General features: G+C 55.7%; 22 protein-coding genes and 2 pseudogenes. 12 read left to right on the top strand and 12 right to left on the bottom strand.

The annotated features are described in order from the left end of the window. Window position 1: 1 nt before the first annotated feature. From BZ163_RS34510 to BZ163_RS34490, 5 genes and pseudogenes are all read left to right on the top strand, one after another. Complete coding sequence (locus BZ163_RS34510) at window positions 2–742, top strand: gluconate 2-dehydrogenase subunit 3 family protein (RefSeq protein ID WP_128874688.1); 741 nt, start codon at window positions 2–4, stop codon at window positions 740–742. A 2-nt stretch (window positions 743–744) separates the two neighbouring features. Next, window positions 745–2,529, top strand: coding sequence for a GMC family oxidoreductase (locus BZ163_RS34505; protein ID WP_128874687.1), 1,785 nt, complete (start codon window positions 745–747; stop codon window positions 2,527–2,529). Between the two features lie 12 nt (window positions 2,530–2,541). Continuing rightward, window positions 2,542–3,846, top strand: coding sequence for a cytochrome c (locus tag BZ163_RS34500; RefSeq protein ID WP_128874686.1), 1,305 nt, complete (start codon window positions 2,542–2,544; stop codon window positions 3,844–3,846). 70 nt (window positions 3,847–3,916) lie between these two features. Beyond that, window positions 3,917–4,144, top strand: a pseudogene (locus tag BZ163_RS34495) (radical SAM protein); the annotation flags it as partial. A 596-nt stretch (window positions 4,145–4,740) separates the two neighbouring features. Further along, entirely contained in the window at window positions 4,741–5,151 is a 411-nt protein-coding gene (locus tag BZ163_RS34490; protein ID WP_128874685.1) for a response regulator, read from the top strand. Between the two features lie 454 nt (window positions 5,152–5,605). Here the strand turns inward: BZ163_RS34490 and BZ163_RS34485 are convergent, their stop codons facing one another. From BZ163_RS34485 to BZ163_RS34440, 11 genes are all read right to left on the bottom strand, one after another. Beyond that, complete coding sequence (locus tag BZ163_RS34485) at window positions 5,606–6,175, bottom strand: recombinase family protein (RefSeq protein ID WP_128874684.1); 570 nt, start codon at window positions 6,173–6,175, stop codon at window positions 5,606–5,608. An 854-nt stretch (window positions 6,176–7,029) separates the two neighbouring features. Beyond that, entirely contained in the window at window positions 7,030–8,250 is a 1,221-nt protein-coding gene (locus BZ163_RS34480; protein ID WP_128874683.1) for a hypothetical protein, read from the bottom strand. After that, on the bottom strand, window positions 8,222–8,386 hold the full coding sequence (locus tag BZ163_RS35010; protein ID WP_168187443.1) for a hypothetical protein: 165 nt from the start codon (window positions 8,384–8,386) through the stop codon (window positions 8,222–8,224). The genes BZ163_RS34480 and BZ163_RS35010 overlap by 29 nt, the downstream gene beginning before the upstream one ends. Before the next feature lie 278 nt (window positions 8,387–8,664). Next, window positions 8,665–9,552, bottom strand: coding sequence for a hypothetical protein (locus BZ163_RS34475; protein ID WP_128874682.1), 888 nt, complete (start codon window positions 9,550–9,552; stop codon window positions 8,665–8,667). Then, window positions 9,549–9,824 (bottom strand): hypothetical protein, encoded by a 276-nt coding sequence (locus tag BZ163_RS34470; protein ID WP_128874681.1) that lies wholly within the window; start codon window positions 9,822–9,824, stop codon window positions 9,549–9,551. Before BZ163_RS34470 ends, BZ163_RS34475 begins: the two co-directional genes overlap by 4 nt. Next, a complete protein-coding gene (locus BZ163_RS34465; RefSeq protein ID WP_128874680.1) occupies window positions 9,821–12,160 on the bottom strand; it encodes a tape measure protein in 2,340 nt (779 codons plus the stop codon). The genes BZ163_RS34470 and BZ163_RS34465 overlap by 4 nt, the downstream gene beginning before the upstream one ends. Then, window positions 12,157–12,531 (bottom strand): hypothetical protein, encoded by a 375-nt coding sequence (locus tag BZ163_RS34460; RefSeq protein ID WP_128874679.1) that lies wholly within the window; start codon window positions 12,529–12,531, stop codon window positions 12,157–12,159. Before BZ163_RS34460 ends, BZ163_RS34465 begins: the two co-directional genes overlap by 4 nt. After that, a complete protein-coding gene (locus tag BZ163_RS34455) occupies window positions 12,532–12,861 on the bottom strand; it encodes a hypothetical protein (RefSeq protein WP_128874678.1) in 330 nt (109 codons plus the stop codon). It lies immediately after the preceding gene. After that, on the bottom strand, window positions 12,858–13,124 hold the full coding sequence (locus BZ163_RS34450) for a hypothetical protein (protein WP_128874677.1): 267 nt from the start codon (window positions 13,122–13,124) through the stop codon (window positions 12,858–12,860). Before BZ163_RS34450 ends, BZ163_RS34455 begins: the two co-directional genes overlap by 4 nt. Then, window positions 13,121–13,678, bottom strand: coding sequence for a hypothetical protein (locus tag BZ163_RS34445; protein WP_128874676.1), 558 nt, complete (start codon window positions 13,676–13,678; stop codon window positions 13,121–13,123). The genes BZ163_RS34450 and BZ163_RS34445 overlap by 4 nt, the downstream gene beginning before the upstream one ends. A gap of 964 nt (window positions 13,679–14,642) precedes the next feature. After that, window positions 14,643–16,349 (bottom strand): recombinase family protein, encoded by a 1,707-nt coding sequence (locus BZ163_RS34440; protein ID WP_168187442.1) that lies wholly within the window; start codon window positions 16,347–16,349, stop codon window positions 14,643–14,645. A 33-nt stretch (window positions 16,350–16,382) separates the two neighbouring features. Between BZ163_RS34440 and BZ163_RS34435 the strand changes: the two are divergent. From BZ163_RS34435 to BZ163_RS34425, 3 genes and pseudogenes are all read left to right on the top strand, one after another. Further along, window positions 16,383–17,222: pseudogene (locus BZ163_RS34435) on the top strand (PA0069 family radical SAM protein); the annotation flags it as partial. A gap of 247 nt (window positions 17,223–17,469) precedes the next feature. After that, complete coding sequence (locus tag BZ163_RS34430) at window positions 17,470–18,201, top strand: carbonic anhydrase (RefSeq protein ID WP_128874674.1); 732 nt, start codon at window positions 17,470–17,472, stop codon at window positions 18,199–18,201. Window positions 18,202–18,285: 84 nt separating this feature from the next. Then, window positions 18,286–19,812, top strand: coding sequence for a SulP family inorganic anion transporter (locus tag BZ163_RS34425; RefSeq protein ID WP_128874673.1), 1,527 nt, complete (start codon window positions 18,286–18,288; stop codon window positions 19,810–19,812). Between the two features lie 129 nt (window positions 19,813–19,941). Here BZ163_RS34425 and BZ163_RS34420 read toward each other — a convergent pair whose 3' ends face one another. Continuing rightward, window positions 19,942–20,592, bottom strand: a complete 651-nt coding sequence (locus tag BZ163_RS34420; protein ID WP_128874672.1) for a hypothetical protein — start codon at window positions 20,590–20,592, stop codon at window positions 19,942–19,944. A gap of 371 nt (window positions 20,593–20,963) precedes the next feature. On the opposite strand from BZ163_RS34420, the gene coxB reads away from it, so the two are divergent. The 4 genes from coxB (at window position 20,964) to BZ163_RS34400 (ending at window position 25,345) form a co-directional block, all read left to right on the top strand. After that, window positions 20,964–22,091: a cytochrome c oxidase subunit II gene (gene coxB, locus BZ163_RS34415; RefSeq protein ID WP_128874671.1), complete on the top strand. Its 1,128-nt coding sequence runs from the start codon at window positions 20,964–20,966 to the stop codon at window positions 22,089–22,091. A gap of 82 nt (window positions 22,092–22,173) precedes the next feature. Then, window positions 22,174–23,763: a cytochrome c oxidase subunit I gene (gene ctaD / locus BZ163_RS34410; RefSeq protein WP_128874670.1), complete on the top strand. Its 1,590-nt coding sequence runs from the start codon at window positions 22,174–22,176 to the stop codon at window positions 23,761–23,763. 117 nt (window positions 23,764–23,880) lie between these two features. Further along, complete coding sequence (locus tag BZ163_RS34405; RefSeq protein ID WP_128874669.1) at window positions 23,881–24,432, top strand: cytochrome c oxidase assembly protein; 552 nt, start codon at window positions 23,881–23,883, stop codon at window positions 24,430–24,432. Window positions 24,433–24,457: 25 nt separating this feature from the next. Continuing rightward, entirely contained in the window at window positions 24,458–25,345 is an 888-nt protein-coding gene (locus tag BZ163_RS34400) for a cytochrome c oxidase subunit 3 (RefSeq protein ID WP_128874668.1), read from the top strand. The last annotated feature ends 10 nt before the right edge of the window (window positions 25,346–25,355 follow it).

Below are 25,355 nucleotides of genomic sequence, written 5' to 3'. Positions count from 1 at the left end.
CATGTCTGATCAAGATCGAGACAACCCGCGGCGTGAATTTTTACGCAAATCCCTGACCTTGATCCCGGTGGTCACCGTTGCCAGCACCGGTTTGGGCAGCACGGTCCTGATGGCTGCGCCTGAAGCGGCGCCCGCCAGCCCCGCCAAGCCGCCCGCCAGCACCACGGCGTATGAACCCGGGTATTTCACCGTTGAAGAGTGGGCATTCATCAAGTCTGCCGTTGCTCACTTGATCCCGAACGATGCCCAAGGCCCCGGTGCGCTGGAAGCCGGAGTGCCTGAATACATCGACCGCCAGATGAACACTCCCTACGCCGCAGGCGCGTTGTGGTTCATGCAAGGGCCGTTCAATGCAGACGCCGCGCCGGAAATGGGCTGGCAGAGCAAACTGGTGCCCAAAGACATCTATCGCTTGGGCATCGCCGCGACGGATGCCTGGTCGAAAGCGCTCAACGGTAAAGTATTTGCCGAGCAAGACAGCGCTACCCGAGAGGATTTGCTCAAGCAATTGGAGGCAGGCAAACCTCAGTTCGACAGTGTCCCGGCCAAGATATTTTTCAACCTGCTGCTGCAAAACACCAAGGAAGGGTTCTTCTGCGACCCGATCCATGGCGGCAATAAAGGCATGGTCGGCTGGACCATGATTGGTTTTCCAGGCGCCCGCGCCGATTTCATGGATTGGGTGGAACGCAACGAGCAATACCCCTTTCCGGCAGTTTCAATTCGCGGCGAGAGGGCGTGAGCATGGCAACGGTAATGAAGAAGGTCGACGCAGTGATCGTCGGTTTTGGCTGGACAGGCGCGATCATGGCCAAGGAGCTGACGGAAGCCGGCCTCAATGTGCTGGCACTGGAGCGCGGCCCCATGCAGGACACCTATCCCGACGGTAATTATCCACAGGTGATCGACGAACTTACCTACAGCGTTCGTAAAAAACTCTTCCAGGACATTTCCAAGGAAACCGTCACCATTCGCCACAGCGTGAACGACATTGCGCTGCCGAACCGCCAACTGGGCGCCTTCCTGCCCGGTAACGGTGTGGGCGGTGCCGGTCTGCACTGGTCCGGCGTGCACTTTCGGGTCGACCCGATCGAGTTGCGTATGCGCAGCCACTATGAAGAACGCTACGGCAAAAACTTCATTCCCAAGGACATGACCATCCAGGACTTCGGCGTCAGCTATGAAGAGCTGGAACCATTTTTCGATTATGCCGAGAAAGTCTTCGGCACCTCGGGTCAGGCCTGGACGGTGAACGGTCAACGGGTCGGTGAAGGCAAGGGCGGTAATCCGTATGCCCCGGATCGCTCCAATCATTTCCCGCTGGAATCGCAGAAGAACACTGTTTCCGCACAGCTGTTCCAGAAAGCGGCCACCGCAGTGGGCTACAAACCCTACAACCTGCCGTCAGCGAATACTTCGGGCCCCTACACCAACCCTTACGGCGCGCAAATGGGGCCGTGCAACTTCTGCGGTTTTTGCAGCGGTTACGTTTGCTACATGTACTCCAAGGCATCGCCGAACGTGAATATTTTGCCGGCCCTCAAGCCGTTGCCGAATTTCGAGTTGCGGCCCAATTCCCACGTGCTGCGGGTCAACCTCGACAGCACCAAGACCAAAGCCACCGGCGTGACCTATGTCGACGGTCAGGGCCGGGAGATCGAACAGCCGGCGGACCTGGTGATCCTCGGCGCCTTCCAGTTCCATAACGTGCGGCTGATGTTGCTTTCCGGCATCGGCAAGCCCTACGACCCCATCAGCGGCGAAGGGGTCATCGGCAAGAACTTCGCCTACCAGAACATGGCCACGATCAAGGCGTTCTTCGACAAGGACACCCACACCAACAATTTTATCGGCGCCGGTGGTAATGGCGTGGCGGTGGACGACTTCAACGCCGACAACTTCGATCACGGACCTCACGGCTTCGTCGGCGGCTCACCGATGTGGGTCAACCAGGCCGGCAGCCGACCGATCGCCGGGACCTCCAATCCGCCGGGTACCCCGGCCTGGGGCAGTGCCTGGAAACGCGCCACCGCCGATTACTACACCCATCAAGTGTCGATGGACGCCCACGGTGCGCACCAGTCCTACCGCGGCAACTACCTCGATCTGGACCCGGTGTACCGCGATGCCTACGGCTTGCCGCTGCTACGGATGACCTTCGACTGGCAGGAAAACGACATCAAGATGAACCGCTTCATGGTCGAGAAAATGGGCAAGATCGCCGAAGCGATGGGGCCCAAGGCCATTGCCGTGATCGGTAAAAAAGTCGGCGACCATTTCAACACCGCGTCTTACCAGACCACCCACCTCAACGGTGGCGCGATCATGGGCACCGACCCGAAAACCAGCGCCCTGAACCGTTACTTGCAGAGTTGGGACGTGCACAACGTGTTCGTGCCTGGCGCCTCAGCTTTCCCCCAAGGTCTGGGCTACAACCCAACTGGCCTGGTGGCTGCATTGACCTACTGGTCGGCCCGGGCGATCCGCGAGCAGTACCTGAAAAACCCCGGCCCGTTGGTTCAGGCTTAAGGAGCGATGACCATGAAATCAGTAGTTATCGCTACGCTGGCGCTGCTCGTTTGCGGCTCGATCAACGCTGCAGACGCTGATCAAAACCTGATCAAGCAGGGCGAGTACCTTGCCCGTGCCGGCGACTGCGTGGCCTGCCACACCGCCAAGGACGGCAAACCCTTCGCCGGCGGCCTGCCGATGGAAACACCGATCGGGACGATCTATTCCACCAATATCACCCCGGATAAAACCGGACTCGGTGACTATAGCTTCGAGGACTTCGATAAAGCAGTCCGCCATGGCGTCGTCAAAAACGGCAGTACGCTGTACCCGGCCATGCCGTATCCGTCCTACGCACGCGTCAGCGAAACCGACATGCAGGCGTTGTACGCCTATTTCATGAAAGGCGTAGTGCCCGTGGCCCAGGAAAACAAGGACAGCGACATCCCCTGGCCCTTGAGCATGCGCTGGCCGCTTGCCGGCTGGCGCTGGATGTTTGCCCCGGCCGTCGAGGAGCATAACGCCACCCCTGGCGCAGATGCCGTGGTCAGTCGCGGGGCGTATCTGGTGGAAGGCCTCGGACATTGCGGCGCGTGCCATACGCCGCGTGCCCTGACCATGCAGGAAAAAGCCCTGGATGCCGGGCAAGGCAGCGCGTTTCTTGCAGGCAGTGCGCCCCTTGAAGGCTGGATCGCGAAAAGTCTGCGGGGCGATCACAAAGACGGTCTCGGCAGTTGGAGCGAAGAGCAACTGGTGCAGTTCCTCAAGACCGGTCGCAGCGATCGCAGCGCGGTGTTTGGCGGCATGAGCGATGTGGTGACACACAGCATGCAGTACATGACCGATAACGATCTGACCGCGATAGCCCGCTATCTCAAGTCCTTGCCGGCAAAAGACCCTGACGATCAGCCGCATCAGTACGACAAGCAGGTCGCCCAGGCGCTGTGGAACGGTGACGACAGCAAGCCTGGCGCGGCGGTGTACATCGACAACTGCGCGGCCTGCCATCGTACCGATGGCCATGGCTACACCCGCGTATTCCCGGCGTTGGCGGGCAACCCGGTATTGCAGTCGGACGATGCCACGTCGCTGATTCACATCGTGCTCAAGGGCGACACGGTGCCTGCAACCCATGGCGCACCCTCGACCTTTACGATGCCCGGGTTCGCCTGGCGCTTGTCGGATCAGGAAGTGGCGGACGTGGTCAGTTTCATCCGCAGCAGCTGGGGCAACGGTGGCTCACCGGTCAAGGCGAGCGAAGTGGCGGACCGGCGCTCGAATGATATGAAGACCACGTCGGGCGACGACCTGGGGCAAGCGACCCAAAAGAACTGACTGCCCAGCGGCACTAGCCAGATCAACAGCGCCTCTATACTGTATATAAAAACAGTATAGAGGCGTTTTCATGTCCATCCCTCTTCCCCCGCGCGGTCGCGGCACCGCCACCAACCCGCACAACCGCTTCGCCCCGAGCCGTTCGGTGGCCGAAGATGACGGCTGGTATCAGGAAGCGCCGATGACCCAAGGCACGGAGGTGCGGATCGAGACGGCGAAAACCATCATCACCCGCAATAACTCGCCGGATTTGCCCTTCGATCGCTCGATCAATCCCTATCGCGGGTGCGAGCACGGTTGAGTGTGTTGGGTGATTGGTACATTTACTGGAAACGGCTTCCCAGTCGCTGGCCTCACCGGGCGGACAACCGCACCGTAGAGCCTCGCACTGATGATTCTCATCGGCGGTGGGAGCATCACCCTCGCCCTACCGGTCGAGCCTCGGACCAATACACCATCAACAAAAATCTGCTCCTGGCTTGTGACCTTGATCTCTGGTTGAGGTGACGACGACAGCGGACGCTGTCAGGTAATCACTTGTCAGCGTGAGCTGACGATAGGATGCACGTCACCGAAGGTGATCAAGATCCAGGGCAAGAGCGAAGGGCTTTTCTTTGGGGCGGTATTTGTTGAAGGAACTTCAACGCTGATCTTCTTCAACGGGAACTACCCGCAAGCTCCGCTTGCCACGTAAAAGCAGATCCATCGGTGCGATTGACCCTCTCCTATATCATACGTCTCAATTCGATCCTGATCTAACAAACGCCTACGCTTATTCGATCCGTGCATATCAGGGTGCTACCTGTCGTACCGCGTTGCTCGCGCTCACCGTAGACCCAGCACACCGAAGGTGAAAGACTCGGAATTCATATCACACACTCAGACAGGCACTGCATGGACGTGAATTTTCAGCTACAGCCCGTGGACGGCGAAATCGTAGTGATTGAGGACGACCCGCTTCTACGTAGCTTGATGCTGGAAATCCTGGTGGAGGTTGGCGCTCATTGTGTAGCGTTCGGCACCGCTGATGATGCACTGACCCACATGCTTACGTCGGACACCCGATGTGCACTCGTTATTGTTGATCATGGCCTACCGGGAAGTATTCAAGGGGCTGAACTGGCGGCGCTTGTCCGTGGTAGGTGGCCTGAGATACCGATAGTCATCACAAGCGGCTGGACTGAGAGTTTCATCGGGTTACCCGCCAATACCGACTTCCTGAAAAAACCATGGACGCTTGAAGGGTTGGTGATGGCAGTCGCCAAACTGGTTCAGCCCGGTGTCCCCATTAACAAAGTGGAGTGACGCTACGAGCGTAGCAATGTAACCAAGGCCGATTTCCAGGTTTCAAGCCCCCCGCCGCCAGCAGGCTTGCACCGTTGGGCGAGTCTATGAGCTGACCCAGGAACATAATCTGGCAACCCATGCCCGTCTCAAATTTTTTTAGGCACCTTGGCAATCATCTGGAAACTGGACTCGGTTCTACTGGAGGTATTGAACGGCGTGAGACTGGGGTCTATGGAACGTCGATATTCGTGGAAATAACCTGCACCTCTCCAGAGTGCGAAGCCCCACAAGGCCATCTGAGGCTGTGCTAGCCCCTTCCCGCTACAGGGGTGGCTCTTGCAATGCTACAGCGCCTCCTATGTGGCCTAGGGAAGCTCGCAGGCTATATTACAAGTGTAATATGACGAGTCTAATGCTATAGATGTGACAAAGCCCACTCTAGGCGGGCTATTGAATGCACCGATGGGAGTAATCAACCCTTGTTCCAGTGACGCTTGACAGTGGCAATACCCAGCGAGAGCGCCTTAGCAGTCTGTGCCTGTGTCATGTCTTCAGCCTTGCAACGGAGTACATCCTTAGTTGTGGCGATGGCTTCAGGTCTACCCAGCACCTTCCCTTCAGACTTAGCACGGGCCAATCCAGCCTGGGTGCGTTCGATCAGCAAGTCACGTTCAAACTCAGCTACGGCCCCCAGCACCTGCATGGTCATCTTGCCTGCTGCTGAGGTCAGGTCTACACCGCCAAGGGCGAGACAGTGAACACGAACGCCTACGGTGGCTAGATGCTCGACGGTCTGACGGACATCCATCGCGTTACGTCCAAGACGGTCAAGTTTGGTGACGATCAGCACGTCCCCGCTCTCCATGCGCTCCAGGAGCTTCTGGAAGCCGGGGCGCTCCTTGGCGGCAACGCTCCCTGAGATAGTTTCTTCAACTACCCGGCTGGCTTGCACATCGAAGCCAGCGGCCTTCACTTCCTGCACTTGGTTCTCAGTGAATTGCAGGGCGGTGCTGACACGGCAGTACAGGAAGGTGCGGGACATGGCGGCTACTCCTTGGGATCGTTTAACGTGGTATCAGCATAACAAGTATCAACAACTACAAGAAGCCTATTTAAATGATACCGAATACCGCCTGTCTGGAAGGTATCATTTATCGGTCGTTTGATGACACCCAACTGGCACAGGTGAAACAGGAGCAAGAGCATTTTCTGTCTGGGTGTATGTATGAGAATCAACCTCAACTGGGATTAACTCTCAACGGGTGAAAGCACCGGGCTCGCTTGCACTGTTCTGGGTAGTTTCCAGCGGTGGAGCCATTTTCGATGGACCTGGGTGGGGCTGCACTGTTGAAAACTAGCGTTTGGCTGAGGGTGAGACAACTTCACAGACCGTGTTCGGGCGAAAACTGGAATTCCAACAGTCTCCAGCTTGTCAGCGCGTCAGCCCAAGCCCCGTAAACACTGGGTTGTAGAGAAGGTAGCCTGAAGCGGCGCTTCCATGGATGTCCTGGGAGGATAGGTATTCACCTACTTTACATATGGTTATTCGAGGTTTCCAACGAGGTTATTTCGCAGGCTCAATCGGGAGCGGAGCACCCAGCGTAGCGCGAAGTGTGCGAGGAACTAAACTGAGGGGTTCGCTCTCCCTTGAGGCTACCAACATGAGCGTCAAATCCTTCGTTGCACTGCTCATCTTGATTGGGGCGATTTGGTTGGTCGCGGTGTGGACGGTGGTAGTCTGGACGGGGTTTGCCTAAAGGAGAGATGCCCATGGACGGTGATGACTGGATGGTGGCGCTGGGGGTTAGCGTGCTGGTGGGGATTGCGTTGGTGCTGATGGCGGTGACGATCTTCGTTGGCTTCGCTGGGTAGCTCCGCGAGCGAAAGCGATGTGACTCACCAGGGGAGCGGGTCACATTGCTCATACGCCAGCGTATGGCCTGGGAGAAGCGTCGGAGGGATGTCCGGCACGTAGTCAGTGTCCAGCTCATCGGCGAATGAGCGAGCGTCAGCGAGGAAGCTAAGGGACGGACTGGAGCGTGTAGGCATTGGCAGAGTTGCCAAGATGACTACAGGGCTACGGGCGGGAACAGTGCCTACGGCCTGGAGGAAGGCTTCAGCAGAAGCGCCATGCAACACATCGAACAGACCTTGTAGTTGCACCGGTGTCACGAAGTTGTCCGGCAAGTATTGGATCACCTCGTCCATAGTGTGAACGGATAGCCAGTCGTAACAGCCAGTAGCATCGAGACGGTCACTGATGAAAGATTGAACTGCGTTCATTACCGGGATCAGGTCAGGACGGTGTTGAGCGTGGCGAGACAACTCCTGATACAGCACTTCGAACTGAGACCACTTGCGGGTCTCGATCTTGAATCCGCTCTCTTCCTTTCCTTGCACAACAAGCTTGAGCGCTTTCAAGGCTGGAGTTTGCATGTCATCCATACCTTCGAGCCAGAGGCGATGTTGCTCAATGGCTGGGTCAAGGTGATCCCGTAGCCAAGCCAATGTTATTACACGTTCTCTAGGCTTGATTCCGGCGATCTTGACAGCTTGGGCCACTACGTCTGCACCAATGAAACGGATGATACCGGCGATGATGGCTGATTGCTTGGTGCCCTTCTCGATCAGGTATCGAGACTGGAGCTTGTTGCGGTCGATGCTCAAGCCTGCACCGTAGTGAGCGTTTCCATGGGCTCTGTTCATGGCCATCGGTGCGACGACTAGATTTTGTGGGTGGTAGAGGCCGATATTGTCCTCGCCTTGAGCTGGGCAAATGTGGGATAGCTCGTAGGTGCGGGATTCTCCGTATTGGCAAGCCTTGAGCTTGAACGCGTAGAGACGGTATAGCTCGGCAAGGGATTCAGGAGCGTTCTGTAAGCCTGTGAAGATCTCGTATGTACCGGCACGGGAGGCTTCGAAAGCTAGTTGCTTCATGAAAGCGCTATCGGCTGCCTTCTCTACGTATTTGATACGGCGCTTATCAGCGGTAGCCTTGTCCTTGCACGGACGACTACAGAAGATGGCTTTGGTACTGGTGGTGCGGAAGCGTTTCTTGCAATGTGGGCAAGTTGGACGGCGCTCGGCCTTATTCTTTACGGGTACTGCTGCTTTCATTAAATGCTCCGTCTCGGCAAGCGGTTGGTTTTGGATTGGTTAGGGCGAATTCATGGCGGCATTTGCCGCAGCAGAAGCCTTCAATCTTGATTCGTTGGAACTTGGTAGAGCAGTTACGACAGATGAGCTGTTTCATGCGTTGAACTCCTGTGGTGGAACGGTTGGTTTATGTGCCTGGTAGTGCTGATGCAGGGCCTGACACGTAGCGGAGCAATATGGCGTTGGCTCCGCCAGGGTGTATATCCGTCCGCAATAGCGGCATGTGCATACTTTCATCGGTGAATCCTCTTGGAAATGGGATACGTTTGTGTGCTCTCGCACACGGTGGGCTGTCCACTAAAATATGGTTCCAGCCCTTGTGTTACTTGGCCTGTAGCGATGTATTACGGCGTTGCCGAATAGCATAGAGAGGTGTCACAATTCCTCGGCCATGATTTCAGAACAGAAGCACTCGACATACCAATCGTTACCCCTGAAGTCGCACGTATAGAGCGAAGAGTTGATACGATAAATGCCAGTGATGAATTGGGATTCAATCTTGACGATGTATCCAGGGTTGTACTCGGCATTAAGCAACGCTTTGAACTGGACACCTCTACGACGTCTCTTGTCCTTGGGTAGCATTCGACCATCAGCAGAGGTGAAGAATGGCACATCGATCAATCCAGTCTCTTCACTCACAATAGGGGCGAGAGTCTGGTTTTTAGATAGCAAGCCGTTCACGTCTGATACATTGAGTACACCGCCTGAGACATTGAACTCCATGTTATTGGCTTCGCAAATTTCCTTGAGTGCTCGAAGCGGTGAGCCGGTGAGTGGATATCCAAACATCGTAGTCTTGTTCAATCCCTCACCAGTGTATGCACCTCTTGCGAGACCAGGGCACTTGCTGCGAATCTCTTCAATAACATCGAGGTTGGTTTTGCCAGGGGCTACCATCTGTTTCAATCGGACATGATTCAGGTCGGTATAACCTTCGCCCATAGTAAGTTCAGTGACGAAGTCAGTCCCTCTCTTGACGGTCGAGCATTCCACGATGTTACCCTCTACAAGAACGAGAGCACCAGCTACGCCCTTATACCCAGCACTGAATTTGCAGTAGAGGTATTCGCTCTCCAGCATGTTAATGTGATCGGGGTTCAGGTTGTAAATCTCGATTGTTGCGGTGTTAGCGCCACTACGCTTGTTGTCCGCGTTTTTGGTGATCCGCACACGGATTTGCAAGGATGAATCAATGATGAATCCCGTTCCTGTGTTGGTGTCGCCGATGGTGAGTTGATATACTCGGTCCTTTTGAATCATTGTCTATTCCTCATAGCCTTATCGATTTTCAAATCAATGCGCTTCTCGACGTAATCTTTCATACTGGATCTCTCATCGGCGAATTGCTGTTGGATGGTGTTGTATTGGGCGCGGGTGATTTCATCGGTGTAGCTATTGGCAGACAGTTCTGAAAGTTCGCTATACCGTAGTGCAGCATCGTTTGTGTGCTGAAACAAATACACGGTGAGGAAACTCCCCACCGCAATCTGTAGCATTGCACCAATAGCGATTGCCTTGATGATTCCGTTCACTCGTGATCGCTCCCTTGTGCAGCAGCGGCTTCACGGAATGAATCTTGAAATGCTTCTCTGGCAAGTTTCTTCACTGGATCGCGTAGACTTCCGACCAAATCATCACTGGTCATCACACCGGTGCCGGTAACATTGATCTCGATCTTGTCGATGGTTACCGGATTCAACATAGCTTGTTGCCACATTGCTCTTTGAGCAGGGCTATTCTCACCGGTAGGATCTGTAACAGACTGGCGAGTTCCAAGTGCACGATCAAGTTGATCAGGTTGAGTTCTCAACTCTGATTGAGCCTGTGCTCGTTTAGCCTCAGCATCCCCACTCATCCAGGCGGTGTTTTCGTCTGTGCCCTGGTACACGCCCTTCATGAAGTTCCAAGTTTTGTCTAAAACGTTTCCATCTGTGCCAGAGGCTTGTCTTGAGAACATGCCAGCACTGGTGAAGCGATCAACCAATGTATTGAATCCACGAATCAATGTGTCTAGCTCGCGCATGGTGTTTGTTAGGAACTCGCCAAAACTCAACTCTTTGAGTGCGATATTCAACTGACCGAGTGGCAAGAAGATGCCATCCAGGTTTTCTTTCAAAGTATTGCTAGACTTGGAAAGTTTATCGAATACACCTTGAGCCTCGGTAGAGCCTTTGAGGAAACGTCCGAATAGGCTATCTTTGCCTTCGGTGAATCCAATTAGATCTTCGATAGCCAACGCTACGCCACCAATAGCCAATGCCACCAGGCCGAATGGGAACGCTGCAAGTCGTGCAGCCGCTGCGAGTGTAAACAACTGAGTTCCGGTGAGACCGAACTGTGCAGCCAGGTTAGGCATGACACTCAGAAGCTTCCCGCTAACAGTAACCAGTGCGAGGATTGGACGAGAAAGCATCTCGAAAGCACCGCCCATAGACTGGAATGCCGGTTGGTTACGGTTGAACGCGTTAGCAATAGCACCAAAGAAATCACTTGAAATCTTGTCGAATCCACCCTGGCTGAAACTTGCAATGGCACTGTTGCGGCTATTCTCTGCACGGGCCTGTTGAGCCGCTGTAGAGCGTTTAGCAGCGTCAAGGGCTCCACCTTTGCGTGCCTCTTCTGCGAGTGTCTCAGCGAAAGCTTTGAGCGCGTCAGATTTGATTAGCCCCTTCTCCATCGCCTTGAAGAGTTCAGCTGTGGACATCTTCTGCGATTTGGCGAAGAGAGCAATGGCCGCTGGGAAGCGTTCGCCAAGTTGCCCTTTCAATTCTTCAGACATGATCTGTCCCTTGTTCATCATTTGCTCTACAGCGCGTAATGAACCTTTCATATCGTCAGTGCCGAGACCCATTACACGACCATACTCAGTCATAGACTTGAAGATATGTTCCGATTGATCTTGGCTGAATCCACTCCCGTTACCGGCTGCAATCATTTTGGTGAGTGCAGGAGACAATTCCAGCGCGTTGAATCCGATGTCTTCGGCCATAGCTGCCAGGCGTTTTGATGTAGCCTGTCCGGCCTCTGGTGAGCCTGTCACAGACATCAGGGCCATTTGGTTGCCTTGTTGTTGCTGGTTGGTACGGTTGAGGTATGTAGCGCCAGCCAAGGCCCCTACGCCACCGAGTGCACCCATTGGCAAACTGTAGCCACCGCCAAACCCTGATGGTCCAGCTGGGCGAGGACGTCCAGACACACGACTGTTAAGGTCGAGCTTGATTCTTACTTCGCGTTTGATCTGTGCCAATACTGAGGCAATCTCTGCACGTAGGTGTTGACGGTCGATGGAGAGTTTCAGTTTCGGTGTTTTGATTGTCACTGTACCGAGACGGGCACTCACCGCTTTCAATGTACGAGCGGCATTGCGAAGCAACTTGGCTTGACTGATATCGGCGTTCAAGTGCAGCTTGAAGCGCTGTTCTGTCTTGGCCTTCCAGCCACGTAGACTGGCTTCAGCACCTTTGAAGTTTAGCCCCACCTTGGTGATTACTGTTACATTGCCCAGCTGTGTACGAAGTAGCGCACGTTGAGCCAATACTTCAGAAATGTTGATCTTGATGTTGTTCAAACGGATCGGTGTACGATCCAAGGCCATTGCAAGCTTACCTTTGACAAGGTCGAGGGCTGCTAGATCAACATGGAAGTTCTTGAAGGTGATCTTGGCATTCATCGCCTTATCAAGTTGTGCACGAAGAGCCTTGCCGTCGAGTGTCACCTTGATGTTGAACTTGCGGTTAGCAAGATCGGAGAAGGCGCGTAGCTTCGCTTCTACAGCTGATAACTTCTTCTCAAATGTGATTAGGGTACGGTAGTCCGCTTTGAACTTCAACGTACCCGTTAAAGTTGCTACGTTTTCGGTAAGACTCATGTTCGGCTCGCCCCTTCACGAAGGCTCAAGCGGCGTGCATAAAGATCATCGACAATCGATTCAAATCGTTTTAGCCCACGTCCGTGGTATACGACTTCGACACCAGAGAGATATTGGTTGTGTGAAGTGATATATTCACTCAGAAGACTCAAGACGTTACGACTACCTCGAACAGTCAAGATGGTGCTATCACTGGTGAAGGCAAACCAACGGTGTGAGAAGTCTGAAGCGTGTTCGCTGCGACGGGTTACATAAGCATGGGCCAGGCCCAAGAAGGCTGTAACGCTTGCGGGGTGTGCAACTTTGTAAACTGTGAAGTATTCAATCGACCCTTTATTCAGGGTTTGTTGCGATGTTGCTGTCTCTGACATTTACAGCCCTTCTCTGGCTCTTTTGATTGTTTCCACCAACTTCTTGGCACGCTCACCAGCGGCCTTTAGTTCAAGTAGCTCCATGGCTGCTTTAAATGCCGCCACAGCCCCTTCTGACGCTTCCTCGTCTACTGGTAGCGCCTCTTTAGTTACAGCCTCTACAGCAGCCTCAGAGGGGCTTGTAGCGATAGTGTCTTTTGCAATAGTGTCTCTGGCGTATTTCTCGCGAAGTAGCAGTTCCGTACCCGACAGTGTGGCCGAGTCGAGTTGTGGAGTAGGCACAGCTACTTTCGGTGAGTATTTTTGTTTCAGGATTTCTTCGGTGTTCATTGTGCAGCCTCATACTTGGCGAATCGTTTCATTGCTTTCTCTTGGAGTCGGATGGCCATGAGTTTGACGATATCAGCCAATAGCTGGCCGCGTTGCTCGTTGACATCAATACCCTGTGGAGCGTTATCCAGCTCCTGAAGAACAAGCTGTTTGACACGGAGCCTGAGAGCGATGGCTGTTGGCACTGTCTGTTCAGGATGGTCGTGAAGATACTGATGTGCTGCGAGAGTGATAGTTTCTTCAGTCTTTGCGAGGTCGATCACAGTGATTTTCCTTCGGCAGTTAGACGACCGTCTTCGATGAGCTTCGCTTTCAATGCAGCTCTTGAAGCGGCGAGTTCGTTACGTGTAGTTTGTTCCAGCGCCTGGCGAGCTTGTTCGGCTGCTTCTTTCTCGGAGCGAGCTTTAGCCGCGACTACCATTTGCACCTGGCGTTCTACTTCAGCATCCAAGTCTGCTTCCAACTTGGCTTCCAAGTCGGTGCGGAGTTTGGCGTAGATGGCTTCCAAGTCCTTCTGCTGGTCTTTAGCTGGCTTCACCATGTATAGGCGAGTGAAGTGCACCTGGAGACCATCAAACACTTGCACAGCGCGAAGGGACGGCGTGTCTTCCATCAGCGACCATCCAGCCGAGGCTAACTCATGGTGCTTGTGTAGAAGTTCTACGGTGTCCTTGATAACGAACTCGACGATAGCGCCGGACAGGTTGATATGTGGAAGCTCGATATGACGCTCATAGGCAAACTTGGCGTTTTCGCACAAGAGTTGGTATTCAGATTCGCTGAAGACGAATTGCATCGGTGTTTGTGTTTCTTTCATTTCATTATTTCCTTCGTGGGATTGGATCTTATGTTGTTGTGTTGGTGTTGCGGTTTGTTGCTTGGCAGCTCTGCACGACCTTTGGCGACATGCACTTGAGCAATGTTTACTACGGACGGTGCGACTACTGTAGCGAGTGCCACATGTCTCACAGAATTGAAATACTAGGGCCATAGGGGGCCACCTCCTGGAATAGAGTTGTCACGGAAAGTTGGGGATGGGTTGGGATGTCACAGTTAGGATCGAGAACAAAATGAAGGCCAAGATGGTTTAGGTCTTGGCCTAAGTGTTGCCCACGATGGCTTGTTGCGTTTGAAATTGGGTCGAGTTAACAGGACTTGTTCAGAGACTGTTCCCTCTCAGCAAATGGCCCATGCGGCTGTTCGCATGGAAAAGGACTTCGTTTATGGAAGTTTGGCCAGGGTGACAGGTAATCCAGTCCTGTCGTGCAAGTAGCTGGCCTCCAGACTTGCGGCTGGAGAGTCAAAGGCATTCTGAAAACCTTCGGCCTACAGCAACACCCGACGCAAGTTACCGCTTGGTCCGGTGTAGATGTTCGTTGAAATCTTAATTCGCAGGAACGACGAAAACGAACTCTGATTCACGTCAGGTCCGGTGCAGATGTTCTATGAAATTTGGGTTTGTGGAACGGTGACGCGGTGGGCGGTACTGGAATGAAATACAAACTCCCATTCCTCACTCTATCTTACCACGATATTTGGTCCCTGTCTATAGCTTGGCACGACATTTGCATATCTTTCGGCAAACAAGCGTTTGAAAGGGTCGTTCCTGCTGGGTCGCAGCACCTCGGCAGGAGCAAATTTGTTTGCTCTTCTACTGTGTAACCATCTTACCACGAAACGGCCAAAAGTCAAGTTATTTCTCATGAAGTCAAGCGGTTTCTGACGATTTGGCCGCCTGATGCTGATGAATGGCGTAATCACCCCATGATCGGCTGCCGGATTCACCGTTCCGGCTTGGCCAGCACTAGTGGCACTGGGCTATCTAGGGTGATCTCCTTGAGCGATTCCAGCTCGTCCGGCGTGAACGTCTCCACCTTGCTCCCAGGAACACGGGCCACCTTACCAGCGATCCGGGTAGACGTTGCTGGCGCCTTGAACCGGTTGTCGTGCGGAACGGTGATGGTGGCTTGGAACTCGACCACCCTGCCCTTGAGCGCGTCCTTGACCACTGTCGTGAGGGTCTTGGCATCGAAGTCGATCACCAGCTTTGCAAAGATGCTGGTCAGGTAGCGGTTGATTCTCGCCCTCTCCAGCGCGGCGGCCTCGGTCTTGTCGTTCAACATCCAATCCACACGCCCACCGACGTCCAGTCCAGCGATGCTGAAGGCGTCTTCTAGCTCGGCCAGTTGCGTTTCAGCCGTTGCTAGCTTGGCTCTCGCCTCCCGGTCGTCCTTCTTGGCCTTGGTGAGCATGTCCAGTAGAGCGGATTGCTTGTCGTGGTTGTCTTCGTCCATGAGGCGCTGTTGATTCTGTTCTGTCCGCGTAGCGATCTTGGTTATCAACGCCTGGAGAGCGTCACGTTCCCGGCGAAGGGTCTTCAAGTCTTCACTGCCTGCCATGAAGTAGCTCTTTAGATTCGTCCAGTGCTCGAACTTGAACAGTAGGCGGCGAAGATGCTCACCTCGAATACTTCGAATTCCCGGCACTGTGCAACTGTTGGTCATGCTGTTGGTGCACATGAAGTATTCCTTCCCACTCTTGAACTGGAAACGGACACTTCCACCGCAAGACTTGCACTTCACCAAACCACGATAGATGTTTAAGTTGGAAGCATCCTGCCTCCCTGCGAATGGTTTCCGCTGGCTAATGACTGCCTGTACTTCGGCGAATAGATTCTTGTCTACAACAATCGGGTAATAGTTGGACAGCACTCTGTCAGTCGGCATGTTCTTGCCTGCTGCTTCGCTGAAGTTGGTTATCGTGTGTTCACCGATCAAGCGACGATTCTTCAGGAGGTATTGCAGCTGGTGAATCTTCCAGCTCGAACCAAACTGGCTATTCACTCTCCTGCACGTCTCAGACAGGCCATATTGCAGCGCCAGCGTGAACAGCGCTCGAATCTGGTCGGCGATGGCGTCTATTACTACAAACTTCGTCCGAACGTCTCCCACACGTTCAACCTTGAGCCACTGAGCTACCTTGTCCGTCGTGATGGCGCCGGTTGCCTCCATGGCCTCGTGGTTTGTCCTCCAGCCCTTGCTGGCGAAGGTGCTCTTGCGTTCGGATTCCTTGTTGGCCCGGTCCAGCTCCACGATCACTGGCAATAGGTCGCTCATGTCGAGCGGGCCAGACTTGAACAATTGCAGCTTGTCCGCGATGCCTATCTGTAATCCTGCACGCCGGATCTCAAGGAAGAGGTCCAAGGCATCTGACAACCCCATTCTGGTCATCCGATCGATGTTCTCAAAAAGGAGGATTGAATCCTTAGGAATGTCGCCAGACTTTGCACGGTTGATCACCTTGCGTAGCTGACCCTCGTGGGCGTTCTTACCTCGGAAGCTGGTCACGCCTGGATCAGTGATTTCCTCCACCAGCTGGAAACCGTAGTGACGGCAGAACGCTTCCTGTGCCTCGCGCTGACGTTCCTCTGTCGATTTCTCGCCCTGGATCACGGTGGACCATCTCATGTATGAATAGACGCCAGTCATTCGGGCTCTCCTACGGTATCTGTACGAATCACAGATTATAGCTGCATTTATTGTTACGCACGGCCCAGCCATGCCTATTGGGACCTGTCGCCGGGGCTGGATTTCGAAACCAAGCTGATCGCCAAGACCAACGCCGCGCAGGTGTTGGAGGAGCAACTCTCCAGGCGCGGCTATCAATGCGCGCCGATCAACCTGGGCTCCAACACCGATCCTTACCAGCCCATCGAGCGTGAACACAAGATCACTCGCAAAACCCTTGAGGTACTGCTGCGTTACCGCCATCCGGTGACCATCATTACCAAAGGCTCGCTGATCCTGCGCGATCTGGACCTGCTGGCCGAACTCGCTGAGCAAAGGCTGGTGGCCGTCATGATCAGCCTGACCACCCTGGACGACGAGCTCAAGCGCATCCTCGAACCCCGCGCGGCTGCGCCCAAGGCCCGATTGCGAGCGATCAGGGTGATGCGTGAAGCGGGAATCCCAGTGGGGGTGCTGTGCTCGCCGATGATTCCAATGATCAACGACAGCGAACTCGAAAGCCTGCTCACCGAAGCCCATGGCGCTGGCGCACAAAGTGCGGCCTACATGATGCTGCGCCTGCCCCTGGAAGTGGCGCCGCTGTTCGAAGAATGGCTGGCGGCCCATTATCCTCAGCGTGCGGCCCATGTATTGAGCCTGATCCGCCAGAGTCGTGGCGGTGAGCTCTACGACAGCCGGTTTGGCAGCCGGATGCGCGGCGAAGGTCCATTTGCCGACCTGCTGGCGCAACGCTTTGCCAAAACCATCAAACGCCTGGGGCTCAATCGTCGGGAAGGTTTTAATCTGGACTGCACAGCCTTCTGTCCGCCGGGGCGTCAGATGTCATTGATTTGAGGGTAATTGATCTATGGTTGAGTAGAACGAAACAGGCATCATATTGAGTCTGGTCACGTTTTTTGTGACCTGGAACACAGGTACTAGAGCGTTTCATTCAGTTTCAATTAAGTTTCGGCAGCTACCTTGTTCATCGAGTGACTGACGGGTCGGGCGCTTCGACCTGGATGTTTTTTAAACAGCCACTGGCTTCACATCGGATAAAACGGGAAAATTCCCTGACTGACTCCGCCAAAGAGGATGAATCATGAGTGACAAGGATAAACAGCCGTTGGCTGCGTCGGCTTCAGCCCCACTGGAGGCGGAAACCGCCGATGCAGCGCTGCAGCATATCGTTGACGGCTTTTTGCATTTTCATCACGAAGTTTTTCCACAGCAGGAAGAACTGTTCAAGAAACTCGCCACGGCCCAGAGCCCCAGGGCGATGTTCATTGCCTGCGCCGATTCACGCATCGTTCCCGAGCTGATCACCCAAAGCGCCCCTGGCGATCTGTTCGTGACCCGTAACGTCGGCAATGTGGTTCCACCGTACGGGCAAATGAACGGCGGTGTTTCCACTGCGATCGAATACGCGGTACTGGCCCTCGGCGTTCAGCACATCATCATTTGCGGACACTCCGACTGCGGCGCCATGCGTGCGGTACTCAACCCGCAAAGCCTGGAAAAAATGCCGACGGTCAAAGCCTGGTTGCGTCATGCCGAAGTGGCAAAAACCATGGTCCAGGAAAACTGCCATTGCGCTGACGAAAACGAAAGCATGCACGTCCTCACCGAGGAGAATGTGATCGCTCAGTTGCAGCATCTGCGCACTCATCCGTCGGTGGCCTCGCGCATGGCCAACGGCCAGCTGTTTATCCATGGCTGGGTCTACAGCATCGAAACCAGTGAAATCAAGGCTTACGACGCCGATCAGGGTTGTTTCCTGCCGCTAGATGGCAGCCATCCAATTCCCGTGGCGACGCCCAAAGCGCGCTTCTAAATCCTCCTAAGTATGGTTTAGCCGAGGTTGCCGACCGAGCAACCTGGCTTTGCCATGCCTGAAAAAAACTTCAGGAGAATCACCATGCGTGCAGCGCAACTAAAAACTGTTCTGCCACGGGAGCTGTTGGCTTCGGTGGTCGTGTTTCTTGTCGCTTTACCTTTGTGCATGGGTATCGCCATTGCTTCGGGGCTACCGCCCGCCAAAGGCTTGATCACGGGCATCATCGGTGGGCTGGTGGTGGGCTGGCTCGCCGGTTCGCCATTGCAAGTCAGCGGTCCAGCGGCAGGTTTGGCCGTTCTGGTGTTCGAACTGGTGCGCCAGCATGGAATCGCCATGCTCGGGCCGATTCTACTGCTGGCCGGCTTTCTGCAATTGGTGGCCGGGCGGTTGAAACTGGGTTGCTGGTTTCGGGTGACGGCGCCGGCGGTGGTCTACGGCATGCTCGCCGGGATTGGCGTGTTGATCGTGCTCTCACAGGTGCATGTGATGCTCGACGCCGTGCCCAAGCCTTCCGGGCTGGATAACCTGGCAGCCTTTCCGGCCGCTGTGGCCCAGGCGTTGCCATCGTTTGGATGGCAGGCGGGGGTACTCGGCCTGGCGACTATTGCCGTGATGTACCTGTGGGAAAAATTCCGCCCGCACTCCCTGCGCTTCGTTCCCGGTGCCTTGCTCGGTGTCGGCCTTGCGACAGTAGCCAGCCTGGTACTGGCACTGCAGGTCAAACGCGTTGAAGTCCCGGCCAACCTGGCAGAAGCCATCGACTGGTTGAAACCCGCGGACCTGCTCAACCTGGCGGATCCCACGCTGCTGGTCGCGGCATTTGCGGTGGCCTTCATCGCCAGCGCCGAAACCCTGCTCTCGGCCGCTGCTGTGGACCGCATGCACAGTGGACAACGTTCGGACTTCGACCGGGAATTATCAGCACAGGGTGTCGGCAACATGCTCTGCGGTTTGCTCGGGGCGCTGCCAATGACCGGTGTGATCGTGCGCAGCTCGGCCAACGTTCAGGCCGGCGCCACCACGCGTTTTTCAGCGATATTCCATGGCCTGTGGTTGCTGGCCTTCGTGCTGCTGCTGTCGAGCGTGTTGCAAAGCATTCCGGTGGCGAGTCTGGCGGGGGTTCTGGTTTATACCGGCTTCAAACTGGTCGACCTCAAGGCTTTCCGCGGTCTGGGCCGTTATGGCCGGATGCCGATGTTCACTTATGCGGCGACTGCCTTGGCAATCATCTTCACTGACTTGCTGACCGGCGTGCTGATCGGCTTCGGCCTGACCCTGGCCAAGCTTGCCTGGAAGGCATCACGCCTGAAAATCAGCCTGGTCGACCTGCCAAGGGACGGCGAAATGGAATTGCGATTGACCGGTGCAGCCACCTTTCTCAAGGTGCCGGCGCTGACACAAGTGCTGGGGACCATTCCCGCGGGTGCAACGGTGCATGTGCCGCTCAACAACCTGAGCTACATCGATCACTCGTGTCTGGAGTTGCTTGAGGAATGGGGACGGGCCAATGCGGCCAAGGGCTCGAAACTGCTGATTGAGGCGCGGGGGTTGAAGCGCAGGCTGGAGGGACGGTTGCGCACTACGTCCGGTGTAGGCTCAGCTACATAAATCGCCCTTTGTAGGAGCGAGCTTGCTCGCGATGGATTCAAGAGCGCCGCGTTTATCCAGTAAAAAACGCGTTATCGTTAACGACCATCGCGAGCAAGCTCGCTCCTACAGGGGCATGAAGATATTGCGTCAGGCTGCCGGTTGATCCAGCTCCAGGCCCACGCCCAGTTGGCGCGACAGGCATGGCCAGCGTTTCCACGCAGCACCGGTGTCCGGGCTGTTGAGTTTCTCGCGGTAGGCTTCCACCGATTCCAGCGCGAAACTCTCTTCGTTGAGCATCTCGTCGACGGCGTGATGTACCGCCTCATCCAGTTGGTTAGCGAATGCCTCACCGATCAGATGGTGCGCAATCAGGTTGGCCACAGTCATGTCCAATGGGATCAGTGGCTGGCCAAAATGCTTGATGTACAGGTCATTGACCTCTTCGACCAGGCGGTGCGCCAGATAGGCTTCGTCCAGCAGGCTATCCAGACCGACGTGACCGGCCATGATCGCCGGGGGCTGGAGGAAGAACTGCTCGGCGATTTTCAGCACCGGCTTGATCTGTGATTCGATGCCCGCTTCCCTGGCGACTTCATTGGCTGCATCCAGCAGGTCCGGTACTTGTTCGATATACGCGGCCACAAAACGCGTCATCACGCCGTTGGCGTCGACCTCCGGCAATTGGATGGCGGAGTGAAGGTGTGGCAGTTGGGTTTCCAGCTGACGCGTCAGCAGGCCGGTTTCGGCTTCATGTTGTTGGGCTTTTTGGATCTGCTCGCGCAATGCGGCGGTGTTCATGAAAACTCCAGGAAACAAAGGCAATGAAATAGGGAAGACATAACTTAGCTGCCTTATGAACAATGCTAAGACGCATTCTTCATAAGTGTTCCATCCTTGAGACACCTCCGTTATATCGAATGGTGACCACTGGTCTGCATCCTTCTCCATTCGTACCCTGGAACGCAAGTCCCAGCTGTTTCACACGATTTACGCCGCCACGTTGCGAGGTGCCAGTCGCTGTCTATACTCGGGTGGGAATGGAGTTAGCTGATGACGCCCGACTGCACGCGCAGCAAGGCTTGGCGATTCAAGTTCGTAGTCTGAAAAAGCCGCTCCCTTGCCGCAGGTGAAAGCCGGCGGGATAAAAAGAACGATAAGGGGAACCCGCAATGATGCGACATCCACATGTCTGGATGGGCCTCCTGTTGTGGTCGATTTTCAGTCCGGCACACGCCGCATGGACTGTAAATATGGCGCCTGGAGCGACTGAAATCAGTCACGCAGTATTTGACCTGCACATGACCATTTTCTGGATTTGTGTAGTGATCGGCATCATCGTCTTCGGCGCCATGTTCTGGTCGATGATTCTCCACCGCCGCTCGACCGGGCAGGTGGCCGCAAAATTTCATGAAAGCACCACCGTCGAAATCCTCTGGACCATCGTGCCCTTCCTGATATTGGTGGCGATGGCGATCCCGGCGACCGCAACCCTGATCAAGATGTACGACGCCACCGAGCCGGATATCGATATCCAGGTCACGGGCTATCAGTGGAAGTGGCATTACAAGTACCTGGGCCAGGACGTCGAGTTCTTCAGCAACCTGGCCACGCCCGCCGATCAGATCCACAACAAGGAAGCCAAGGGCGAGCACTACCTGCTTGAGGTCGACAAGCCACTGGTGCTGCCGATCGGCGCCAAGGTGCGCTTCCTGGTGACGTCTGCCGACGTCATTCACTCCTGGTGGGTGCCGGCCTTCGCGGTCAAGCGCGATGCGATTCCGGGGTTCGTCAACGAAGCCTGGACCCGGGTCGAGAAGCCCGGCCTCTACCGCGGCCAGTGCGCGGAGCTGTGCGGCAAGGACCATGGCTTCATGCCGATCGTGGTCGAGGTCAAGGAAAAGGCCGATTACGAAAAATGGCTGGGTGAACGCAAGGCTGAAGCGGCACAACTCAAAGAGCTGACCAGCAAGGAATGGACCCTCGATGAGCTCAAAGAGCGCGGCGACAAGGTCTATCACACCACGTGCGTGGCCTGTCACCAGGCTGAAGGCCAGGGCCTGCCGCCGATGTTCCCGGCACTCAAAGGCTCGAAAATCGCCACCGGCCCGATCAAGGATCACCTGAGCATTGTCTTCCACGGCAAGCCCGGCACGTCCATGGCGGCGTTCGGCAAGCAACTCTCGGAAGTCGATATCGCGGCGGTCGTGACCTATGAACGTAACGCCTGGGGCAACAACAAGGGCGACATGGTCACGCCAAAAGAAGTGCTGGAGCTGAAACAGGCGGAAAGCAAATGACCCGGTCTATTGCGCATCCAAGGAACCGGTCGGGGCATCGCGCCCCGGCCTGCCCAGCCCATCTGTTTGCAGGAGACAGGCCATGAGCGCCGTTATCGATGACCACGGTCATGCCACCGACCATGCCCACGGCCCCGCCAAAGGCCTGATGCGCTGGGTGCTGACCACCAACCACAAGGATATCGGCACGCTGTACCTGTGGTTTGCGTTCTCCATGTTCTTGCTCGGCGGTTCGTTCGCGATGGTAATCCGCGCCGAACTGTTTCAGCCGGGGCTGCAAATCGTCCAACCGGAATTCTTCAACCAGATGACCACCATGCATGGGCTGGTGATGGTGTTCGGTGCGGTGATGCCGGCGTTCGTCGGCCTCGCCAACTGGATGATCCCGTTGATGATCGGCGCGCCGGACATGGCGCTGCCGCGGATGAACAACTTCAGCTTCTGGCTGCTGCCGGCGGCGTTCATCCTGCTGGTATCGACCCTGTTCACCCCCGGCGGCGGACCCAACTTCGGCTGGACCTTCTATGCCCCGCTATCGACGACCTACGCGCCGGAAAGCGTGACCTTCTTCATCTTTGCCATCCACCTGATGGGGATCAGTTCGATCATGGGTGCGATCAACGTGATCGCCACCATCCTCAACCTGCGCGCCCCCGGCATGACATTGATGAAAATGCCGCTGTTCGTCTGGACCTGGCTGATCACCGCCTTCCTGCTGATTGCAGTGATGCCGGTGCTGGCCGGGTGCGTGACCATGATGCTGATGGACATCCACTTCGGTACCAGCTTCTTCAGTGCCGCCGGTGGCGGTGATCCGGTGCTGTTCCAGCACGTGTTCTGGTTCTTCGGCCACCCCGAGGTGTACATCATGATCCTGCCGGCCTTCGGTGCCGTCAGCTCGATCATTCCGGCCTTCTCGCGCAAGCCGCTGTTCGGCTACACCTCGATGGTCTACGCCACCGCCAGTATTGCGTTCCTGTCGTTCATCGTCTGGGCGCACCACATGTTCGTGGTCGGCATTCCGCTGGTGGGCGAGCTGTTCTTCATGTACGCCACGCTGCTGATCGCGGTGCCCACCGGGGTCAAGGTGTTCAACTGGGCCAGCACCATGTGGCAAGGCTCGCTGACCTTCGAGACGCCGATGCTGTTCGCGGTGGCGTTTGTGATCCTGTTTTCCATCGGTGGCTTCTCCGGCCTGATGCTGGCCATCGCCCCGGCAGACTTCCAGTATCAGGACACCTACTTCGTGGTCGCGCACTTCCACTACGTGCTGGTGCCGGGAGCGATCTTCGGGATCTTCGCCTCGGCCTACTACTGGCTGCCGAAATGGACCGGCCACATGTACGACGAAACCCTCGGCAAGCTGCATTTCTGGCTGTCGTTCATCGGCATGAACATGGCTTTCTTCCCGATGCACTTCGTCGGACTGGCGGGAATGCCGCGGCGGATTCCGGACTACAACCTGCAGTTCGCCGACTTCAACATGGTGTCGTCGATCGGTGCGTTCATGTTCGGTGCCACGCAGATCTTCTTCCTGTTCATTGTGATCAAGACCATTCGCGGCGGCACGCCGGCACCGGCCAAACCGTGGGATGGGGCCGAAGGCCTGGAATGGAGCATTCCATCACCGGCGCCGTATCACACCTTCACCACGCCGCCGGAAGTGAAATGAAACGCCTCGATCCTGTAGGAGCTGGCTTGCCAGCGAAGGATTCAACCCGGTGTGTCAGACATACCGCTTTCGCTGGCAAGCCAGCTCCTACAGGGTTATGCGTAAGGGTTAAAAATCATGGCTGACTCGATTTCGACGAAGAAGTTGGTCACGCGCCTGCTGTTGGTGGTGGTGACGATGTTTGTCTTCGGCTTTGCCCTGGTGCCGATCTACGACGTGATGTGCCAGGCGTTCGGCATCAACGGCAAGACTGCCGGGCAGTATGAGGGTGAACAAACGGTCGACACCTCGCGGCAAGTGCGCGTGCAGTTTCTGTCGACCAACTCCGCCGACATGTCCTGGGATTTCTATCCCAAGAGCGATGAATTGACGGCCAACCCGGGGGCGGTGAACGAGATGATCTTCATCGCCCACAACCCGACCGATCGCCCGATGAGTGCCCAGGCGGTACCGAGCATCGCGCCCAGTGCAGCGGCGGCGTATTTCCACAAGACCGAATGCTTCTGCTTTACCCAGCAGGTGCTACAGCCAGGTCAACGGATCGAGATGCCGGTACGGTTCATCGTTGATCGCGACATGCCCAAGGATGTGAAGCACCTCACGCTGTCCTACACGCTGTTCGACATCACCGCCCGACATCCACCGGTGGCTGTAAATACTGGCGGCTGAGCGTGCCCGATAAGGAGAACAATAAATGGCAACTCATGAGCATTATTACGTTCCGGCCCAGAGCAAATGGCCGATCATCGCCACGGTCGGCATGTTCATCACGGTGTTCGGCCTGGCCACCTGGTTCAACGACCTGAAAGCAGCGCGGCCGGACTCCCATGGCCCGCTGATCTTTTTCGTCGGGAGCCTGTTGCTGGCGTACATGTTGTTCGGCTGGTTCGGGACGGTGATCAAGGAAAGTCGCCAAGGGTTGTACAGCCCGCAGATGGATCGCTCGTTTCGCTGGGGCATGAGCTGGTTCATCTTCTCGGAGGTGATGTTCTTCATCGCGTTCTTCGGGGCATTGTTTTATGTGCGCAACGTCACTGGCCCGGCGCTGGGCGGTGAAGGCGTCAAAGGCATCGCCCACATGCTGTGGCCGGCGTTCGAATTCACCTGGCCGTTGCTGAATAACCCTGACCCGAAACTCTTCCCTGCCCCCAAGGACGTAATCAGCCCCTGGGGCCTGCCGCTGCTCAATACCGTGCTGCTGGTGAGCTCCAGTGTCACCGTGACCATCGCCCACCACGCCTTGAAAAAGGGCCATCGCGGCGCGCTTAAAATCTGGCTGGCGATCACCGTGCTACTGGGCTGCGCGTTCCTCGGCTTTCAGGCCGAAGAATACATCCACGCCTACCATGAACTGGGCCTGACCCTGGGTTCAGGCATCTATGGCGCCACCTTCTTCATGCTCACCGGTTTCCACGGCGCCCACGTGACCATCGGCACCATCATCCTGTTTGTGATGCTGATGCGCATCATGCGTGGGCACTTCGATAACGAGCACCAGTTCGGGTTTGAAGCCGCGAGTTGGTACTGGCACTTCGTGGACGTGGTGTGGATCGGGCTGTTCGTTTTCGTCTATGTGTTGTAGGAGCGAGCTT

The organism is Pseudomonas sp. VI4.1, from assembly GCF_002029345.1.
Classification (GTDB): Bacteria; Pseudomonadota; Gammaproteobacteria; order Pseudomonadales; family Pseudomonadaceae; genus Aquipseudomonas.
Note: the sequence above shows the minus strand (reverse complement) of the source record. Positions and strands in the feature narration are given on the sequence as shown.

Bases quoted from the DNA above. Each gene is read 5' to 3' on its own strand.
- BZ163_RS34510 (WP_128874688.1), top strand. From the start codon at position 2: ATGTCTGATCAAGATCGAGACAACCCGCGGCGTGAATTTTTACGCAAA.
- BZ163_RS34505 (WP_128874687.1), top strand. From the start codon at position 745: ATGGCAACGGTAATGAAGAAGGTCGACGCAGTGATCGTCGGTTTTGGC.
- BZ163_RS34500 (WP_128874686.1), top strand. From the start codon at position 2,542: ATGAAATCAGTAGTTATCGCTACGCTGGCGCTGCTCGTTTGCGGCTCG.
- BZ163_RS34490 (WP_128874685.1), top strand. From the start codon at position 4,741: ATGGACGTGAATTTTCAGCTACAGCCCGTGGACGGCGAAATCGTAGTG.
- BZ163_RS34485 (WP_128874684.1), bottom strand. From the start codon at position 6,175: ATGTCCCGCACCTTCCTGTACTGCCGTGTCAGCACCGCCCTGCAATTC.
- BZ163_RS34480 (WP_128874683.1), bottom strand. From the start codon at position 8,250: ATGAAAGCAGCAGTACCCGTAAAGAATAAGGCCGAGCGCCGTCCAACT.
- BZ163_RS35010 (WP_168187443.1), bottom strand. From the start codon at position 8,386: ATGAAACAGCTCATCTGTCGTAACTGCTCTACCAAGTTCCAACGAATC.
- BZ163_RS34475 (WP_128874682.1), bottom strand. From the start codon at position 9,552: ATGATTCAAAAGGACCGAGTATATCAACTCACCATCGGCGACACCAAC.
- BZ163_RS34465 (WP_128874680.1), bottom strand. From the start codon at position 12,160: ATGAGTCTTACCGAAAACGTAGCAACTTTAACGGGTACGTTGAAGTTC.
- BZ163_RS34460 (WP_128874679.1), bottom strand. From the start codon at position 12,531: ATGTCAGAGACAGCAACATCGCAACAAACCCTGAATAAAGGGTCGATT.
- BZ163_RS34455 (WP_128874678.1), bottom strand. From the start codon at position 12,861: ATGAACACCGAAGAAATCCTGAAACAAAAATACTCACCGAAAGTAGCT.
- BZ163_RS34445 (WP_128874676.1), bottom strand. From the start codon at position 13,678: ATGAAAGAAACACAAACACCGATGCAATTCGTCTTCAGCGAATCTGAA.
- BZ163_RS34440 (WP_168187442.1), bottom strand. From the start codon at position 16,349: ATGACTGGCGTCTATTCATACATGAGATGGTCCACCGTGATCCAGGGC.
- BZ163_RS34430 (WP_128874674.1), top strand. From the start codon at position 17,470: ATGAGTGACAAGGATAAACAGCCGTTGGCTGCGTCGGCTTCAGCCCCA.
- BZ163_RS34425 (WP_128874673.1), top strand. From the start codon at position 18,286: ATGCGTGCAGCGCAACTAAAAACTGTTCTGCCACGGGAGCTGTTGGCT.
- BZ163_RS34420 (WP_128874672.1), bottom strand. From the start codon at position 20,592: ATGAACACCGCCGCATTGCGCGAGCAGATCCAAAAAGCCCAACAACAT.
- coxB (WP_128874671.1), top strand. From the start codon at position 20,964: ATGATGCGACATCCACATGTCTGGATGGGCCTCCTGTTGTGGTCGATT.
- ctaD (WP_128874670.1), top strand. From the start codon at position 22,174: ATGAGCGCCGTTATCGATGACCACGGTCATGCCACCGACCATGCCCAC.
- BZ163_RS34405 (WP_128874669.1), top strand. From the start codon at position 23,881: ATGGCTGACTCGATTTCGACGAAGAAGTTGGTCACGCGCCTGCTGTTG.
- BZ163_RS34400 (WP_128874668.1), top strand. From the start codon at position 24,458: ATGGCAACTCATGAGCATTATTACGTTCCGGCCCAGAGCAAATGGCCG.